Origin of the sequence: Streptomyces sp. NBC_00076 (assembly GCF_045041235.1) — a bacterium.
Taxonomy (GTDB): domain Bacteria; phylum Actinomycetota; class Actinomycetes; order Streptomycetales; family Streptomycetaceae; genus Streptomyces.
Genome location: NZ_CP108242.1, coordinates 8,577,315 through 8,594,557 on the forward strand (window position 1 = coordinate 8,577,315; position 17,243 = coordinate 8,594,557).

Below are 17,243 nucleotides of genomic sequence, written 5' to 3' on the forward strand. Positions count from 1 at the left end.
AGGCATGCAGAGGGGAATGCACACCGACACCGAGCGCTGCGTGCGCGCCGTGCAGTCGAAGGACGCACGGTTCGACGGCTGGTTCTTCACCGCCGTCCTGACCACCCGCATCTACTGCCGGCCCAGCTGCCCGGTCGTGCCGCCCAAGCCCGAGAACATGACCTTCCACCCGAGCGCGGCGGCCTGCCAGCAGGCCGGCTTCCGGGCCTGCAAGCGCTGCCGCCCCGACACCAGCCCGGGCTCCCCGGAGTGGAACCAGCGCGCCGACCTGGTGGCCCGGGCGATGCGGCTGGTCGCCGACGGGGTCGTGGACCGCGAGGGCGTGCCCGGACTCGCCGCCCGGCTCGGCTACAGCAGCCGGCAGGTCGAACGTCAGCTGCTCGCCGAACTGGGCGCCGGCCCGCTCGCCCTTGCCCGCGCCCAGCGCGCCCAGACCGCGCGCCTGCTCATCGAGACGACCCCGCTGCCGATGGCTCAGATCGCCTTCGCCGCCGGGTTCTCCTCCATCCGCACCTACAACGACACCGTTCGTGAGGTCTTCGCCCTCTCCCCGACCGAACTGCGCGCCCGGGTTCCGAGGAAGAACGCCCCGGCCGCCCCCGGCGCACTCGCCCTCCGGCTCCCCTTCCGCGCCCCCCTGAACCCCGACAACCTCTTCGGTCACCTCGCGGCGACCGCGGTCCCGGGCGTGGAGGAGTGGCGGGACGGCGCCTACCGGCGCACGCTGCGACTGCCGTACGGCCACGGCATCGTGGCGCTCACCCCACGGCCGGACCACATCGCCTGCCGCCTCACCCTCAGCGACCTGCGGGACCTGACCGTCGCCATCAGCCGCTGCCGCCGAATGCTCGACCTGGACGCCGACCCGGTCGCGGTCGACGACCAGCTGCGCACGGACCCGGTCCTCGCGCCGCTCGTCGACAAGGCCCCCGGCCGACGGGTCCCGCGCACGGTCGACGAGGCGGAGTTCGCCGTTCGCGCGGTGCTCGGCCAGCAGGTCTCGACGGCTGCGGCCCGCACCCACGCGGCCCGCCTGGTCACGGCGTACGGCGAACCGGTGGACGATCCCGAGGGGGGCCTCACCCACCTCTTCCCGTCCCCCGAGGCGCTCGCCGCCCTCGACCCCGAGTCACTCGCGATGCCGCGCACCCGCCGCACCACGTTCACCACCCTGGTGGGCCAACTCTCCGACGGCACCCTCAACCTGGGAGTGGAGAGCGACTGGACCCGGACCCGTGCCCAACTCCTCGCGCTCCCCGGCTTCGGCCCCTGGACGGCCGACGTCATCGCGATGCGCGCCCTCGGCGACCCGGACGCCTTCCTCCCGACCGACCTCGGAATCCGCCGCGCCGCACAGGAGGTGGGCCTGCCCTCGACCCCGGCGGCACTCACGGCCCGCGCGGCGGCCTGGCGGCCCTGGCGGGCGTACGCGGTCCAGTACCTGTGGGCGACCGACAGCCACCCGATCAACTTCCTTCCCGGACAAGGACGTTCGCGATGAGTACGACGAAGCAGCACACCGTGATCGACAGCCCCTACGGCCCATTGACACTCGTCGCCGACGACGGTGTCCTGTGCGGCCTCTACATGACCGACCAGCGCCACCGCCCCGCCGAGGAGACCTTCGGCACCCGCGCCCAGACCCCCTTCGCGGCGGCCGAGGAAGAACTGGAGGCCTATTTCGCGGGCGAGTTGAAGGAGTTCACCCTCGAACTCGGCCTGCACGGCACCCCGTTCCAACGCAGCGTCTGGAACCACCTCAGGAAGATCCCGTACGGCGAGACCCGCACGTACGGTGAACTGGCCGACGCCCTCGGCAACCCCACGGCCTCCCGAGCGGTGGGGCTCGCCAACGGCAGGAACCCGGTCGGCATCATCGTGCCCTGCCACCGCGTCGTCGGCGCGAACGGCGGTCTCACCGGATACGGCGGCGGCCTGGACCGCAAGCAGCGCCTGCTGGACTTCGAGAGCGGGGCGGCGCTGTTCTAGACCGGGTGGGGCGGGCGGGCCCGGCCGTGGGCCGAGGCCCGCCCGTCGTGCGGCTGTCCCGGTCAGCTCACCCGGTGTCCGTTCTCCAGCTCCGCCGTCCCCGAGCCCTCCGTCAGGACGTCCAGCGCGGTCACGACACGGCGGCCCAGGGAGCCCGGCAGGTACTCGGCGAGCTCCTCGCGCGGGACGAGCCGCCAGGACAGCAGTTCCTCCTCCTGGAGCCGGATCGCCTTGAACTCGTCCTCGTCGAGCACTCCGCCGTCGTACAGGTACGCCACCAGCGGTGGCCGGCCCGCCCCGTGCACCCAGTCCACCGCGAGCAGCCGCCCGAGCTCGCGGTCCAGGCCGATCTCCTCCACGGTCTCCCGGCGCGCCCCCTGGCGCGGGGTCTCGCCGTCGTCGGACTCGATCGTGCCGCCCGGCAGCGCCCACCCCTCACGGTAGTTGGGCTCGACGAGCAGCACCCGCCCCTCCGCGTCGCGGAAGAGGGCGGCGGCCCCGGCGAGCACCCGGGGGAGTCCCGCGATGTAGGCGGCGAAGTCTTGAGTGGTGGTCATTGAGGAAGGGTATCCAGCTTCCCCGGCCGCTCCGGTCAGCCGCGGCCCCGTCCTCGGCGCCCGTCATGGCTCCGTCTCCGCCAACTGCACCGTCCGCCGCGCCAGTTCACTGATCCGTACCCCGTCGAAGCCGAACACCGCGCTGCGTACCGTGTCCTCCAGCGGATCCTTCCACTGCTCCGGGATGGCCTGAGCCCCGGCCAGCACCCCGGCCACCGAGCCCGCGGTCGCGCCGTTGGAGTCGGTGTCCAGGCCGCCGCGCACGGTGAGCGTGATGGTGCGGGTGAAATCGCCGTCGCCGTACAGGAGTCCTGCGGTCAGGACGGCGGCGTTCGGGACGGTGTGGATCCAGCCGAGCCCGGCGGTCTCCTCGGCGGCCGTGCTGAGCGTGTCCTCCCAGGTCATCCGGGTGGCGTGGAGCGAGAGGACACGGCGCACGGTACGGGCCAGGCGGCTGCTCGCCGGGACCACGGCGAGTGCCTGATCGACGGCGTGGCGCACCGTGCCGGACGTGAACGCCGCCGCGATCAGCGCCGCCGCCCACATGGCGCCGTACACACCGTTGCCGGTGTGGGACAGCACCGCGTCCCGGCGGGCGAGCGAGGCGGCTCGGCGCGGCGCGCCCGGGCAGGTCCAGCCGTAGATGTCGGCCCGGATGAGGGCCCCGATCCACTCCTGGTACGGATTGTCGTACGTCGCCGTCAGCGGCGGTTTCAGCCCGTTGGCGAGGTTGCGGTACGCCGCCCTTTCGGCGGTGAAGGTCTGCCGGTACGGCAGCCGCAGCAGCCACAGGTCGCCGACCTGCTCGGTGCTGAAGCCGAAGCCGTGGGTCTCCAGCAGGTCCAGGCCGAGGATGGCGTAGTCGATGTCGTCGTCACGGCAGCTGCCGTGGATACGGCCGCGGACGCACTCGCGCCACTCCGGACGCAGCTCGAAGCCGTCGCTCTCGCCGACGGGCTCGGGCAGGTAGTCGGTGAGCGGCAGGGCCGCGGCCTGTCGCAGATAGTGGTCGATCCGGTCCCGCGTCCACAGGTCGCCCTGCTCGACCGGCTTGCCGAGCATGTTGCCCGCGATCCGGCCGAGCCAGCCCCCGAGGACGCGGTCGGGGAGCTGCGGCTCAATGCCCACAGGGGTCATATCTACCGTCTACCCGATTCCGGGGCGCCCGCGCGCGGTTCCGGTGCCGCGCACTGCGTGCCACCCGGCCGGCACAGCGCGCCCCCAGGCCTGTTTCAGGGGCCGGTCGGTGCATGACGCCGGGGTCGTCCTGCGGTTAAGGTCGCAGCGGCGCGACTGGCCTTGACGTGCGTGGGGCCTGAAGAGCAAGGGGAAGACAAGGTGGCGGACGCTGCAGGGAACAAGGCCCGGGCGACAGCGCGGGTACTCATCGCCGCGGACAAGTTCAAGGGCTCGCTGACGGCCGTACAGGTCGCCGAGCGGATCACGGCCGGACTGCGCGGGGTCCTGCCGGACCTCGCGGTGGAGGCGCTGCCCGTCGCCGACGGCGGCGACGGAACGGTGGACGCGGCGGTCGCCGCCGGGTTCGATCGACGCGAGGTCCGGGTCGCGGGGCCGCTGGGCCAGGAGGTGACGGCCGCTTTCGCGCTGCGCGGGGACACGGCCGTCGTGGAGATGGCGGAGGCGAGCGGGCTGCAGCGGCTGCCCGCGGGCGTCTTCGCACCGCTGACGGCGTCCACGTACGGCTCCGGCGAACTGCTGCGGGCCGCGCTGGACGCGGGCGCGCGGACGATCGTCTTCGGGGTCGGCGGCAGTGCCACCACGGACGGCGGCGCCGGCATGCTGTCCGCGCTCGGCGCGCGGTTCGTGGACGCGGACGGGGAGCCGGTGGCGCCGGGCGGCGGCGGTCTCGCCGACCTGGCCTCGGCCGATCTGTCCGACCTGGACCCACGGCTCGCGGCCGTGGAGTTCGTGCTCGCGAGCGACGTCGACAACCCGCTGACCGGTCCGAAGGGCGCGCCGGCCGTCTACGGCCCGCAGAAGGGCGCCTCGCCGGACGACGTGAAGGCGCTGGACGAGGCGCTCGCGCACTACGCGAAGGTACTGGAGCGCGCGGTCGGCGCGAAGGCCGCCGAGTATGCGGGCTCGCCGGGCGCCGGCGCGGCGGGCGGCATCGGCTACGGCGCACTGCTCCTCGGCGCCCGCTTCCGCCCCGGTATCGAGATCATGCTCGACGTCCTGGGCTTCGCGCCCGCGCTGGAGTACGCGACGCTGGTCATCACCGGCGAGGGGTCCCTGGACGAGCAGACGCTCCACGGCAAGGCTCCGGCGGGCGTCGCGGCGGCGGCACGCGCGCAGGGCAAGGAGGTCGTCGCGGTGTGCGGCCGGCTCGCCCTGCAACCGGAGGCGCTCGGCCGGGCCGGTATCCGGCGGGCGTACCCGTTGACCGACGTCGAGCCGGACGTCGCGAAGTGCATCGCGGACGCGGGGCCGATCCTGCAACGGGTCGCGGAACAGATCGCCCGCGACTTCCTGACCTGACCCCGCACCTGCGAAGGGCCCCGAACCGAATGGTCCGGGGCCCTTCGCGAGCGTGAGCGTCTACGACTGGGCCGCCCGCGCCTCACGTCGGTTGCCACGGAAGTTGTTCACCCGGCGAGCCGTGGCGAACAGCGGGATGACCGCCCCCATGACCAGCTGCAGCGCACAGCCCGTCTGCAGCAGCAGCTGTCCGCCCGGCGCGTCGAACGCCCAGGCCGCCAGCAGCCCCATGGACAGCACGATCCACGAGAGCATCGCCACCGCGAGGCGACCCCGCGGCTTCGGGTACTCCACCCGGCTCACCATCAGCCACGCGGTCCCCAGGATCGCGAGGAGCGTCGCCACGAAGGGCAGCTCCAGCAGCACGATCGAGACCACCGTCAGCGCCCCGAACGGCGACGGCATGCCCTGGAACGTGCCGTCCTTCACGGTGACGCACGAGAAGCGGGCAAGCCGCAGCACCACCGCCAACAGCACAACGACCGCGCCCACCGCCGCGACCCGCTCATGCGCGTCCCTCGCGACCATGCCGTACACGAGCACGAAGTACGCGGGCGCCAGACCGAAACTGATCAGATCGGAGAGATTGTCCAGCTCCGCGCCCATCGGCGACGACCGCAGCTTGCGGGCGACGAGACCGTCGAACAGGTCGAAGACAGCCGCGCACAGCATCAGTATGACGGCCGTGGCAGCGCTGTTGCGGGCCATGCCCGAATCGTCACCCGTGAGGTGCGGGATCAGGATGCCGGTGGTGGTGAAGTACACCGCCATGAAGCCGCACGTGGCGTTGCCGAGGGTGAGGGTGTCCGCTATTGAGAGGCGGAGAGAGAGGGGCATCTCCTCTTCGTCGTCCACCTCGTCGGCCTCGGGCACCCAGCCCGCTTGGGTCTCGGGATCAACCACGGTCAATGCGAGTCACCCCAGCCACGGTCTTCTGGCCCACCTCTACCGCGACCTCCACGCCCTCGGGCAGGTAGATGTCGACACGAGAGCCGAAGCGGATCAGCCCGACCCGGTCGCCCTGCTCGACCTTGGTGCCCTGAGGCACGTACGGAACGATACGACGGGCCACCGCGCCGGCGATCTGGATCATCTCGATGTCACCGAGTTCGGTGTCGAAGTGCCAGACGACGCGCTCGTTGTTCTCGCTCTCCTTGTTGAACGCCGGAACGAACCCACCCGGGATGTGCTCGACCGACGTCACCGTGCCGGAGAGCGGCGCCCGGTTGACGTGGACGTTGAGCGGGCTCATGAAGATCGCGACGCGGGTGCGGCCGTCCTTCCACGGCATGATGCTCTGCACCACACCGTCGGCGGGCGAGATGACCCGGCCCTGGGTGATCTCGCGCTCGGGGTCGCGGAAGAACCACAGCATGCCCGCCGCGAGCGCGGTGGCGGGCACGGCCACGGCCTTGGCCGCGCCGGAGCGGCGGGACCTGGCCAGGCTGAGGGCTGCGGTGGCGACGGTCGGGAGAAGCCACGGCGAGGCTCCGCGCGCCAGGCGTACGCCTGCCAGGCTGTCGCGAGGTGCAGAGGTTTGGCTGTGGGGCATGGATGACCTTCGTAGCGGATGATGCCGCACTGCAACGGGGGACGGCGGCTTTCCCGGGATGGTACCGGTCGCGGGCCACAACTGGGCAAGCCAGGAAGCTGAGTCGGCGGCTGAACAGCGTTCACGGGGTGTGATCTTCTTCTCGAAGAAAACACCCCCAACCAGGATATCTAGCCCTGCAGCCGATACTCTTCGAGCAGCCTGCGACCGATGATCATTTTTTGGATCTCGGCGGTACCTTCACCGATCAGCAGCATCGGAGCCTCACGGTAGAGGCGCTCGATCTCGTACTCCTTGGAGAAGCCGTAGCCGCCGTGGATCCGGAATGCGTCCTCGACGACCTCCTTGCAGTACTCGGAGGCGAGGTACTTCGCCATCCCTGCCTCAAGGTCGTTACGTTCGCCGGAGTCCTTTTTGCGAGCCGCGTTCACCATCATCGCATGGGCTGCCTCGACCTTGGTAGCCATCTCGGCCAGTTTGAACTGGATGGCCTGGTGCTGGGCGATCGCCTTGCCGAAGGTGTGTCGCTGCTGGGCGTACGAGACACCCAGCTCGAAGGCACGCTGGGCGACGCCGCAGCCACGTGCCGCCACGTTGACGCGGCCGACCTCCACGCCGTCCATCATTTGGTAAAAACCTCGGCCGGTGGTGCCGCCGAGCACCCGATCGGCCGGAATGCGCAGGCCGTCCATGATGAGCTCGGTGGTGTCGACACCCTTGTAGCCCATCTTGTCGATCTTCCCGGGGATGGTGAGGCCGGGGCGGACCTCTCCGAAGCCGGGCTCCTTCTCGACCAGGAAGGTCGTCATCGACTTGTGGGGCGCGGTCCCCTCCGGGTGTCCTTCGTCACTTCGGACGAGAACGGCGACCAGATTCGACGTACCGCCGTTGGTGAGCCACATCTTCTGACCGTTCAGGACGTACTCGTCGCCGTCCTTGACCGCCTTGGACGTGATCGCCGAGACGTCCGAACCCAGGGCCGGCTCCGACATCGAGAAGGCGCCGCGGATGTCACCGGCCGCCATCCTCGGCAGGAAGTGCTCCTTCTGCTCCTGCGTTCCGTGCTGCTTGAGCATGTACGCCACGATGAAGTGGGTGTTGATGATGCCGGACACCGACATCCAGCCGCGGGCGATCTCCTCCACGCACAGCGCGTACGTCAGGAGCGACTCGCCGAGACCGCCGTACTCCTCGGGGATCATCAGCCCGAACAGGCCCAACTCCTTGAGCCCGTCCACGATCTGCTGCGGGTACTCGTCGCGGTGCTCCAGCTCGGTCGCGACCGGGATGATCTCCTTGTCCACGAAGCCGCGGACGGTGGACAGGATCTCCTGCTGGATGTCGGTCAGACCGGCGGTCTGGGCGAGTCGCGCCATGGCTACTTCTCCTGCTCGCTGAGCTCAGAACCGGGGGTGTCGCCCCGCAGGGGCGTCGTTTGAGGGTGGTGGTGGGAGACGGGCGGGCGGCCGGGCTGCTCGCCGCCGCGCTCCTTGATGTAGGTCTCGGTCGGCACCATCACCTTGCGGCGGAACACGCAGACCAGCGTGCCGTCCTGCTTGTAGCCCTTGGTCTCGACATGGACGATGCCGCGGTCGTTCTTCGACTTCGACGGCCACTTGTCGAGCACGGTCGTCTGGCCGTAGATCGTGTCGCCGTGGAAGGTGGGCGCCACGTGCTTGAGCGACTCGATCTCCAGGTTGGCGATCGCCTTGCCGGAGACGTCCGGCACGGACATGCCGAGCAGCAGCGAGTAGATGTAGTTCCCGACGACGACGTTCTTGCCGAAGTCCGTCGTCTTCTCCGCGTAGTTGGTGTCCATGTGGAGCGGGTGGTGGTTCATGGTGAGGAGACAGAAGAGGTGGTCGTCGTACTCCGTGACCGTCTTTCCCGGCCAGTGCTTGTACGTCGCCCCGACCTCGAACTCCTCGTAGGTGCGCCCGAACTGCATCGCGCTCAGCGCCTTTCTAGTCGGTGGGGATCTCGAACTTGCTGGTGCGCTGCATTCCGGCGGCGCGTCCCTTGCCGGAGATGACCAGGGCCATCTTGCGGCTGGCCTCGTCGATCATCTCGTCGCCGAGCATCGCCGAGCCCTTCTTGCCGCCCGCCTCGGAGGTGTAGTAGTCGTACGCGTCCAGGATCAGCTCGGCGTGGTCGTAGTCCTCCTGCGAGGGCGAGAAGATCTCGTTGGACGCCTCGACCTGGCCCGGGTGCAGCACCCACTTGCCGTCGAAGCCGAGCGCGGCGGCGCGGCCCGCGACCTCGCGGTAGCCGTCGATGTTGCGGATCTGCAGGTAGGGGCCGTCGATCGCCTGGAGGTTGTTGGCGCGGGCGGCCATCAGGATCTTCATCAGGATGTAGTGGTAGGCGTCCGCCGGGTAGCCGGGCGGCTGCTCGCCCACGACGAGGGACTTCATGTTGATCGATGCCATGAAGTCGGCCGGACCGAAGATGATCGTCTCGACGCGCGGCGACGCCTGCGCGATCTCGTTGACGTTGTTGAGGCCCTGCGCGTTCTCGATCTGCGCCTCGATGCCGATCTTCCCGACCTCGAAGCCCATGGTCTTCTCGATCTGGGTCAGCAGGAGGTCGAGGGCCACGACCTGCTGGGCGTCCTGCACCTTCGGCAGCATGATGCAGTCGAGGTTGGGGCCGGCTCCCTCGACGACCGTGACGACATCCCGGTACGTCCACTCGGTCGTCCAGTCGTTGACGCGTACGACCCGCGTCTTGCCCGTCCAGTCGCCCTCGTTGAGGAACTTGACGATGGTGTGCCGCGCCTCGGGCTTGGCGAGCGGCGCGCACGCGTCCTCCAGGTCCAGGAAGACCTGGTCGGCGGGGAGGCCCTGTGCCTTCTCCAGGAAGCGGGGGTTGCTGCCCGGCACGGCGAGGCAGGAGCGCCGTGGACGAAGACGGTTGACTGTCATGCGGGGACCTCCAGGGGGTCGAGCTTGTTCGCTTTCCGGATCTCGTCGACGATGCGGCCGATGATTCCGGTGATGTCGAAGTCCTTCGGGGTGAACACCGCGGCCACTCCGGCTGCCCGCAGTTGTTCGGCGTCACCATTCGGGATGATGCCACCGGCGATCACCGGAATGTCTGTGGCACCGGCCACACGCAGCCGTTCGAGCACGTCCGGGACCAGCTGGGCGTGCGAGCCGGAGAGGATCGACAGGCCCACCGCGTGCACGTCCTCGGCGAGGGCCGCGTCCACGATCTGCTCCGGCGTGAGGCGGATGCCCTGGTAGACCACCTCGAAGCCGGCGTCGCGGGCCCGCACGGCGATCTGCTCGGCCCCGTTGGAGTGCCCGTCCAGGCCGGGCTTGCCGACCAGGAAGCGCAGCTTGCCGACGCCCAGGTCCTTGGCCGTCACGTCCACCTTTCGGCGCACCTCGGACAGGGCCGAGCCCTCTTCGGCGGGAACCGCGACCGGCGCCGACGAGACACCGGTCGGTGCCCGGAACTCGCCGAACACCTCCCGCAGCGCCCCGGTCCACTCACCGGTCGTGACGCCCGCGCGGGCGCACTCCAGGGTGGCCTCCATGAGGTTGTCGGTGCCCTTGGCGGCCTCCTTCAGCTTCTCCAGCGCCTTGCAGGGGCGCGGGTGGTTGAAGGGCGGCTGATAGCGGGTGTCGCGCCAGTTCTGGAGCGAGGCGATGACCCGGGCCTCGACGGCCGGATCGACCGTCTGGATGGCCGTGTCGAGGTCGGCGGTCAGCGGATTGGGTTCGGTCGTCTCGAAGATGTTGACACCGATGATCTTCTCCTGGCCCGACTCGATACGGCCCCGGCGCTCGGCGTGCGAGGAGACCAGCTGCGACTTGAGGTAGCCGGACTCCACGGCGGCCATCGCGCCGCCCATCTCCTGGATCCGCTCGATCTCCGTGAGCGACTCCTCGACCAGCTCGCCCACCTTGGCCTCGATGACCTTCGAGCCCTCGAAGATGTCGTCGTACTCCAGCAGATCGCTTTCGTGGGCGAGTACCTGCTGGATGCGCAGCGACCACTGCTGGTCCCAGGGCCGGGGCAGACCCAGCGCCTCGTTCCAGGCGGGGAGCTGGACGGCACGCGCGCGGGCGTCCTTCGACAGGGTCACCGCGAGCATCTCCAGCACGATCCGCTGGACGTTGTTCTCCGGCTGCGCCTCGGTCAGGCCGAGCGAGTTGACCTGGACGCCGTAACGGAAGCGCCGGTGCTTGGGGTCCTCGATGCCGTACCGCTCACGGGTGATCTTGTCCCAGATGCGGCCGAAGGCGCGCATCTTGCACATCTCCTCGACGAAGCGGACTCCCGCGTTCACGAAGAAGGAGATACGGCCGACCACGTCGCCCATGCGCTCCTGCGGCACCTGGCCGCCGTCCCGGACGGCGTCGAGCACCGCGATCGCCGTGGACATCGCGTACGCGATCTCCTGGACCGGAGTGGCGCCCGCCTCCTGCAGGTGGTAGCTGCAGATGTTGATCGGGTTCCACTTCGGGAGGTGGGAGACCGTGTACGCGATCATGTCCGTCGTCAGCCGGAGCGAGGGCCCCGGCGGGAACACGTGCGTGCCCCGGGACAGGTACTCCTTGACGATGTCGTTCTGGGTCGTGCCCTGGAGCTTGGTGACGTCCGCGCCGTGCTCCTCGGCGACGACCTGGTAGAGCGCCAGCAGCCACATGGCGGTGGCGTTGATCGTCATCGAGGTGTTCATCTGCTCCAGGGGGATGTCCTGGAACAGCCGGCGCATGTCACCGACGTGCGCGATCGGCACGCCGACCCGGCCCACCTCCCCGCGGGCGAGGATGTGGTCGGAGTCGTAACCGGTCTGCGTCGGCAGGTCGAACGCGACCGACAGGCCGGTCTGGCCCTTGGCGAGATTGCGCCGGTACAGCTCGTTGGACGCCTCGGCCGTGGAGTGACCGGCATAGGTCCGCATGAGCCACGGCCGGTCCTTCTGGCGCTCAGTCATCTGTGAACCTCCGCTTTCCTCAGATGTTCCGGAAGCGGTTGATGGCGTCGACGTGCTGGGCACGCTTCTCCGCGTCGCGCACGCCCAGGCCCTCCTCGGGCGCCAGGCACAGGACGCCGACCTTGCCCTGGTGGAGGTTGCGGTGCACGTCGTAGGCGGCCTGGCCGGTGTCCTCCAGGGAGTACACCTTCGACAGGGTGGGATGGATCTTGCCCTTCGCGATCAGCCGGTTGGCCTCCCAGGCCTCGCGGTAGTTGGCGAAGTGCGAGCCGATGATCCGCTTCAGGGACATCCACAGGTAGCGGTTGTCGTACTCGTGCATGTACCCCGAGGTCGAGGCGCAGGTGGTGATGGTGCCGCCCTTGCGGGTGACGTAGACGGAGGCGCCGAAGGTCTCGCGGCCGGGGTGCTCGAAGACGATGTCGATGTCCTCGCCGCCGGTGAATTCGCGGATGCGCTTCCCGAAGCGCTTCCACTCCTTCGGGTCCTGGGTGTGCTCGTCCTTCCAGAACCTGTAGTCCTCGGCGTTGCGGTCGATGATCGCCTCGGCGCCCATCCTGCGGCAGATGTCGGCCTTCTGCTCGCTGGAGACGACACAGATCGGGTTGGCGCCGCCGGCCAGCGCGAACTGGGTGGCGTAGGAGCCGAGTCCGCCGCTGGCGCCCCAGATGAGGACGTTGTCGCCCTGCTTCATGCCGGCGCCGTTGCGGGAGACCAGCTGCCGGTAGGCGGTGGAGTTGACCAGGCCCGGGGCGGCGGCCTCCTCCCACGACAGGTGGTCGGGCTTGGGCATCAGCTGGTTGGACTTGACGAGCGCGACCTCGGCGAGGCCGCCGAAGTTGGTCTCGAAGCCCCAGATGCGCTGCTCGGGGTCGAGCATGGTGTCGTTGTGGCCGTCGCTGGATTCCAGCTCGACGGAGAGACAGTGCGCGACGACCTCGTCACCGGGCTGCCAGGCGTTGACGCCGGGGCCGGTGCGCAGGACGACGCCCGCGAGGTCGGAGCCGATGATGTGGTACGGCAGGTCGTGGCGCTTGGTGAGCTCGGAGACCTTGCCGTAGCGCTCCAGGAACCCGAAGGTCGACAGCGGCTCGAAGATCGAGGTCCACACGGAGTTGTAGTTGACCGAGGAGGCCATCACGGCCACCAGGGCCTCACCCGGGCCCAGCTCGGGCAGCGGCACCTCGTCCAGGTGCAGCGACTTGCGCGGGTCCTTCTCGCGGGTCTGCATGCCCGCGAACATCTCCGTCTCGTCCTTGTGCACGGTGATCGCGCGGTACGACTCGGGGAGCGGCAGAGCGGCGAAGTCGTCCGGCGTCGAGTCCGGCGACTGGATCGCGTCCAGGATGTCCTTAACGGTCACGGTGTTGCCTCCGGCGAATGGCGTCCTGAGGGAAGACGCTGAGGGTTACGTCGGTGCTGCTGAGGGTTGGTTGAGAGGTGCCGTCGGTTCGGCGGATGGTGCAGTTCGGCAGCGCGTTGTGGCGCGGGAGGTTGCCTGTGACGCAGGCGTCCGGGCGGGCAGACCAAGGTTTGCTGGGACAGCCGACGTACGAATGGTCTCTGCACGCCGGCCGCCCGGACAACTTCAAGGTATGACACCGCGTGTCACCTCGCAAGGCACTGAGTGCCAGAACTTACTCTCACATGAAATCTTTACGTAACAAATGAGCGATGATCGATCGAACGGCCCGTGAAAGGTGCCTGAAAAGCGCCCCTGACATGGCAAAACGGCCACCCCGGAGGGTGGCCGTGATCACAGCGGTACAGCGTCTCTCGGCGGTGCAGCGGGACTCAGCGGTCCCTGAGTGCCTCCTCGATGGTCCGCATCACCTGGTCGAGCGGGGCGTCCGTGCGGGCGACCGTCACCAGCACCTCGCCGTGGGTGGAGACCGTCGCCGCGGTGGGCTTGGCGGGCGTGCTGCGCCCGGCCCCGATGCCGGACCCGAACGTCTTCCGTACGATCGCGAAGGCGTGGTCCAGCTGTGCCTCGACGTCCCCCTGTCCGCCGGCCCGCAGCCAGCGCCGCAGCACATGGTTGTGGGCGGTGACCACGGCGGACGCGGCGACCTCCGCCAGGAGCGGGTCGTCGTTGGCGTCGTCGTCGTGCGCGTGCTCGTCGAAGTGGCCGAGGAGGTAACGGGTGAAGAGCCGCTCGTAGCGGGCCACCGACGCGATCTCCGCCTCGCGCAGGGTGGGCACCTCGCGCGTGAGTGTGTACCGGGCGACCGAGATCTCCGGCCGGGCCGCGTACATCCGCATGACCTCCTTGATGCCGCGGCACACCGTGTCGAGCGGGTGCTCGTGCGCGGGGGCGGCGTTGAGGACGGCCTCGGCCCGGATCAACGTGTCGTCGTGGTCCGGGAAGATCGCCTCTTCCTTGGAGCGGAAGTGACGGAAGAACGTGCGGCGGGCCACCCCGGCCGCGGCCGCGATCTCGTCGACGGTGGTCGCCTCGTACCCCTTGGTCGCGAACAACTCCATCGCTGCGGCCGCCAGCTCTCGGCGCATCTTGAGCCGCTGGGCGGCGGCGCGGCTGCCGGCGGCGCTCTCCGGTGCGTCGGGCGTGGCTGGGGTACGTGCGGACTTGGCGGGCTGGGACATGACCCGAACGTACTGCATGTGCGCAGCCTGCTGCGCCTGTCCGGGGGTCCCCCCGCCCCGGGCGGGCGGGGGAGTGCCGGGCCACGCGGGCGGGGCAGGGCTGCCGGGGTCCAGCAGCCCGCCCCAGTCCGTGTCCGTGTCCGAGTCCGTATCCGTTCCGAACCGGTCGCCCGGCCGGTCAGCGGCGGGCATATTCGCGGAAGCCCCGGCCCGTCTTGCGGCCGAGGCAGCCCGCGGCCACCAGGTGCTCCAGGAGCGGCGCCGGGGCCAGGCCCGGGTCGCGGAACTCGCGGTGCAGGACCTTCTCGATGGCCAGGGAGACGTCGAGCCCGACGACGTCCAGGAGCTCGAAGGGGCCCATGGGGTAGCCGCCGCCCAGCTTCATCGCCGCGTCGATGTCGTCGAGGGACGCGTAGTGTTCCTGCACCATCTTGATCGCGTTGTTGAGGTACGGGAACAGCAGGGCGTTCACGATGAAGCCCGCACGGTCCCCACAGTCGACCGCGTGCTTCTTGATCCTGACGCAGACCTCGCGAACCGTCGAGTGGACGTCGTCGGCCGTCAGCACCGTACGGACCACCTCGACCAGCTTCATCGCCGGTGCCGGGTTGAAGAAGTGCATGCCGATCACGTCCTGCGGACGCGAGGTCGCGCGGGCGCAGGCGACGACCGGCAGCGAGGATGTCGTCGTGGCCAGCACCGCGCCCGGCTTGCAGACCTTGTCCAGGGTCGCGAACAACTGCCGCTTGATCTCCAGGTCCTCGGCGACGGCCTCCACGGCCAGATCGACATCGGCGAACGCGTCGTACGAACCGGCCGCGGTGATCCGGTCCAGGGTCTGCGCGGCGGCCTCCGCGGTCAGCCGGCCCTTGTCGACGGAGCGTGCGAGCGACTTGCCGATCCGGGCCTTGGCGGTCTGCGCCTTCTGCTCGCTGCGGGCCGCGAGCACGACCTCGTAACCCGCCTTGGCGAACACCTCGGCGATACCGGACGCCATCGTGCCGGAGCCCGCGACGCCGACGGAGCGGACGGTTCGGCTGGGAGCGTCGAGGCTGCCGGACAGCGGTGTCAGGGCGTCCGGCACGACCGTCTCGCTGCCGGGAGCCTCGTACGTGTAGAAACCGCGGCCCGACTTGCGGCCGGTCAGTCCCGCCTCGCTGAGCTGCTTGAGGATCGGGGCGGGGGCGTGCAGGCGGTCGTGGGACTCGGCGTACATGGCCTCCAGGACCGTGCGTGCGGTGTCGACGCCGATCAGGTCGAGCAGGGCGAGCGGGCCCATGGGCAGCCCGCAGCCGAGCCGCATCGCGGCGTCGATGTCCTCCCGGGAGGCGTACTTCGCCTCGTACATCGCGGCGGCCTGGTTGAGATAGCCGAACAGCAGCCCGTCGGCGACGAACCCGGGCCGGTCGCCGACCGCGACCGGTTCCTTGCCGAGTTCCAGCGCCAGGTCGGTGACCGCGGCGACGGCCTGGGGCGCGGTGAGCACCGACGAGACGACCTCGACCAGTTTCATCGCCGGCGCCGGGTTGAAGAAGTGCAGGCCCAGCACGCGCTCCGGGCGGGCCGAGTCGGCGGCGAGCCGGGTGACGGACAGGGCGTTGGTGCCGGTTGCGAGAATCGTCTCGGGCCGCACGATCTGGTCGAGCTCACGGAAGACCTGGTGCTTGATCTCGTACGACTCCGGGACCACCTCGATGACCAGGTCGGCGTCGGCCGCCGCACGCAGATCGGTGGACGTACGGACCCGGCCGAGCGCGTCGGCGCGCTCCTGCTCGGTCAGCCGGCCGCGCTCCACAGCACGGGCGGTCGCGCTCTCCAGGCCGGCGAGGGCCTTGGCGGTCGCCGCCTCGCTGAGGTCGATGCCGATGACGTCGCGGCCGGCCTTGGCCAGGACCTCGGCGATGCCGGTGCCCATGGTGCCGAGACCGATCACGGCGACGGTCTTCAACGGGGACAGAGGGGTGTCGGACAGGGGAGTGGCCATCGCGGACTCCAGGAATGAGGGTGACGACTGGAAGCGAGCCCGGTGCGCCGGAGGAACGCGGCCGAAGCCGAAAACCACGGGCGCACCGGGTGCGGAGAAGGAGTGCGGGTGTTGCCGGGCTGCGAGCGCACACGCCCGGTGCCGTGCAGAGGGGCGTGCACACGCCCCACAACGGCGGAACCGACCGGCCCTGTCCCGGGGCCGAGTCGTACTCGGGTACGCGATGTACCGAACCGACTGCTCTCGGAGTGGCTGCGTCACCAGGCCACCACGAACAGATCTACGAGTGGGTAACTCGCTCGTATGAGCTTAACTCGTGGGTAACGAGCGCGCCAGCCCCCGAGTTTGTGATGTGCGTCCCGGCCGCAGGGCGACGCCCCTAATCTCGGATCCCATGGACGAAGAGTTGCGATCACTCACGGAACGCTTACGGCAGGAGGCAGGGGCCTCGGCCGGGTTCGACCGACTGGCGGCGACCGAGGGCCTCGACGACCTGGCAGACGTGCTCACCGCGCCCGGACAGCCACTGTGGGCCAGGGAGCTGGCCGCGTTCCGGCTCGGGTCGGCGGGCGACCGGCGGGCCTTCGAATCCCTCGTCCTGTTCCTCAACCACCGCGACCCGCCGCGCTGCGCCGCCGCCGCCCACGCCCTGGCCCGCCTCGGCGATCCCCGCACCGCCCGCGCGGCCGCCGCCCTGGCCACCAACGAACTACGCGTCGCCTACGCCCTGCACCCGGTGCGCCTCCTGGTGGACCTGCGCGCCCCCGAGGCCGTGCCCGCGCTCATCACCACCCTGGAACGGCGGCTGCGCCCCCACGACCCGTACCGGCGGGTGGCACTCGCCTGCGTGGAGGGGCTCGGCACGCTCGGCGACACCCGGGCCAGGCCGGTCCTCAACGAGGCACTGGCCCACCCGGTGCTCGCCGAGGCGGCCGTGCATGCGCTGGCCCGGATCCCCCGGCAGCGGCGCTGAGGCGTTGGTGCGCCGGCAGCTTCGGGTATCGCAGTCGAGGCCGCCGAGGTACGACTGGGCCATCAGCCCGCGGTACGCGCTGCGCCAGCCACCGACGCGGATCTCCGCCACGCGTGCGCAGTCGGGGAGTGTCATGT

The 17,243-nt window shown here is 70.0% G+C and carries 15 protein-coding genes; 4 read left to right on the forward strand and 11 right to left on the reverse strand.

Annotated elements, in window-relative coordinates; all coding sequences use genetic code 11:
• Positions 1–4: 4 nt before the first annotated feature.
• Positions 5–1,501: an AlkA N-terminal domain-containing protein gene (locus tag OHA64_RS38475; RefSeq protein WP_405621306.1), complete on the forward strand. Its 1,497-nt coding sequence runs from the start codon at positions 5–7 to the stop codon at positions 1,499–1,501.
• Complete coding sequence (locus OHA64_RS38480; RefSeq protein ID WP_405621308.1) at positions 1,498–1,989, forward strand: methylated-DNA--[protein]-cysteine S-methyltransferase; 492 nt, start codon at positions 1,498–1,500, stop codon at positions 1,987–1,989. Before OHA64_RS38475 ends, OHA64_RS38480 begins: the two co-directional genes overlap by 4 nt.
• 62 nt (positions 1,990–2,051) lie before the next feature.
• Here OHA64_RS38480 and OHA64_RS38485 read toward each other — a convergent pair whose 3' ends face one another.
• Positions 2,052–2,546 carry an NUDIX domain-containing protein gene (locus tag OHA64_RS38485; protein ID WP_405621310.1) on the reverse strand — a complete coding sequence of 165 codons (495 nt, stop codon included), beginning with the start codon at positions 2,544–2,546 and terminating at the stop codon, positions 2,052–2,054.
• A gap of 63 nt (positions 2,547–2,609) precedes the next feature.
• The gene (locus OHA64_RS38490; protein ID WP_405621312.1) at positions 2,610–3,683 is read right to left on the reverse strand and encodes an ADP-ribosylglycohydrolase family protein; all 1,074 of its coding nucleotides are present in this window, start codon (positions 3,681–3,683) and stop codon (positions 2,610–2,612) included.
• A gap of 201 nt (positions 3,684–3,884) precedes the next feature.
• On the opposite strand from OHA64_RS38490, the gene OHA64_RS38495 reads away from it, so the two are divergent.
• Positions 3,885–5,045, forward strand: a complete 1,161-nt coding sequence (locus OHA64_RS38495) for a glycerate kinase (protein ID WP_405621314.1) — start codon at positions 3,885–3,887, stop codon at positions 5,043–5,045.
• A 60-nt stretch (positions 5,046–5,105) separates the two neighbouring features.
• On the opposite strand, the gene pssA is transcribed toward OHA64_RS38495, so the two are convergent.
• The 9 genes from pssA to OHA64_RS38540 form a co-directional block, all read right to left on the reverse strand.
• On the reverse strand, positions 5,106–5,918 hold the full coding sequence (pssA, locus tag OHA64_RS38500) for a CDP-diacylglycerol--serine O-phosphatidyltransferase (RefSeq protein ID WP_405624288.1): 813 nt from the start codon (positions 5,916–5,918) through the stop codon (positions 5,106–5,108).
• A 22-nt stretch (positions 5,919–5,940) separates the two neighbouring features.
• A complete protein-coding gene (locus OHA64_RS38505) occupies positions 5,941–6,597 on the reverse strand; it encodes a phosphatidylserine decarboxylase (RefSeq protein ID WP_405621316.1) in 657 nt (218 codons plus the stop codon).
• 170 nt (positions 6,598–6,767) lie between these two features.
• A complete protein-coding gene (locus OHA64_RS38510; RefSeq protein WP_405621318.1) occupies positions 6,768–7,973 on the reverse strand; it encodes an acyl-CoA dehydrogenase family protein in 1,206 nt (401 codons plus the stop codon).
• Positions 7,974–7,975: 2 nt separating this feature from the next.
• Positions 7,976–8,545 (reverse strand): MaoC family dehydratase, encoded by a 570-nt coding sequence (locus OHA64_RS38515; protein WP_405621320.1) that lies wholly within the window; start codon positions 8,543–8,545, stop codon positions 7,976–7,978.
• A gap of 16 nt (positions 8,546–8,561) precedes the next feature.
• The gene (locus OHA64_RS38520; protein WP_405621322.1) at positions 8,562–9,521 is read right to left on the reverse strand and encodes an HpcH/HpaI aldolase/citrate lyase family protein; all 960 of its coding nucleotides are present in this window, start codon (positions 9,519–9,521) and stop codon (positions 8,562–8,564) included.
• Positions 9,518–11,545: a protein meaA gene (locus tag OHA64_RS38525; RefSeq protein ID WP_405621324.1), complete on the reverse strand. Its 2,028-nt coding sequence runs from the start codon at positions 11,543–11,545 to the stop codon at positions 9,518–9,520. Before OHA64_RS38525 ends, OHA64_RS38520 begins: the two co-directional genes overlap by 4 nt.
• A 19-nt stretch (positions 11,546–11,564) precedes the next feature.
• Complete coding sequence (gene ccrA / locus OHA64_RS38530) at positions 11,565–12,908, reverse strand: crotonyl-CoA carboxylase/reductase (RefSeq protein WP_405621326.1); 1,344 nt, start codon at positions 12,906–12,908, stop codon at positions 11,565–11,567.
• Between the two features lie 431 nt (positions 12,909–13,339).
• Positions 13,340–14,149 (reverse strand): TetR family transcriptional regulator, encoded by an 810-nt coding sequence (locus OHA64_RS38535; RefSeq protein WP_405621328.1) that lies wholly within the window; start codon positions 14,147–14,149, stop codon positions 13,340–13,342.
• A 178-nt stretch (positions 14,150–14,327) separates the two neighbouring features.
• Positions 14,328–16,133 carry a 3-hydroxyacyl-CoA dehydrogenase family protein gene (locus OHA64_RS38540; protein WP_405621330.1) on the reverse strand — a complete coding sequence of 602 codons (1,806 nt, stop codon included), beginning with the start codon at positions 16,131–16,133 and terminating at the stop codon, positions 14,328–14,330.
• A gap of 394 nt (positions 16,134–16,527) precedes the next feature.
• On the opposite strand from OHA64_RS38540, the gene OHA64_RS38545 reads away from it, so the two are divergent.
• Complete coding sequence (locus OHA64_RS38545; protein ID WP_405621332.1) at positions 16,528–17,106, forward strand: adenylosuccinate lyase; 579 nt, start codon at positions 16,528–16,530, stop codon at positions 17,104–17,106.
• The last annotated feature ends 137 nt before the right edge of the window (positions 17,107–17,243 follow it).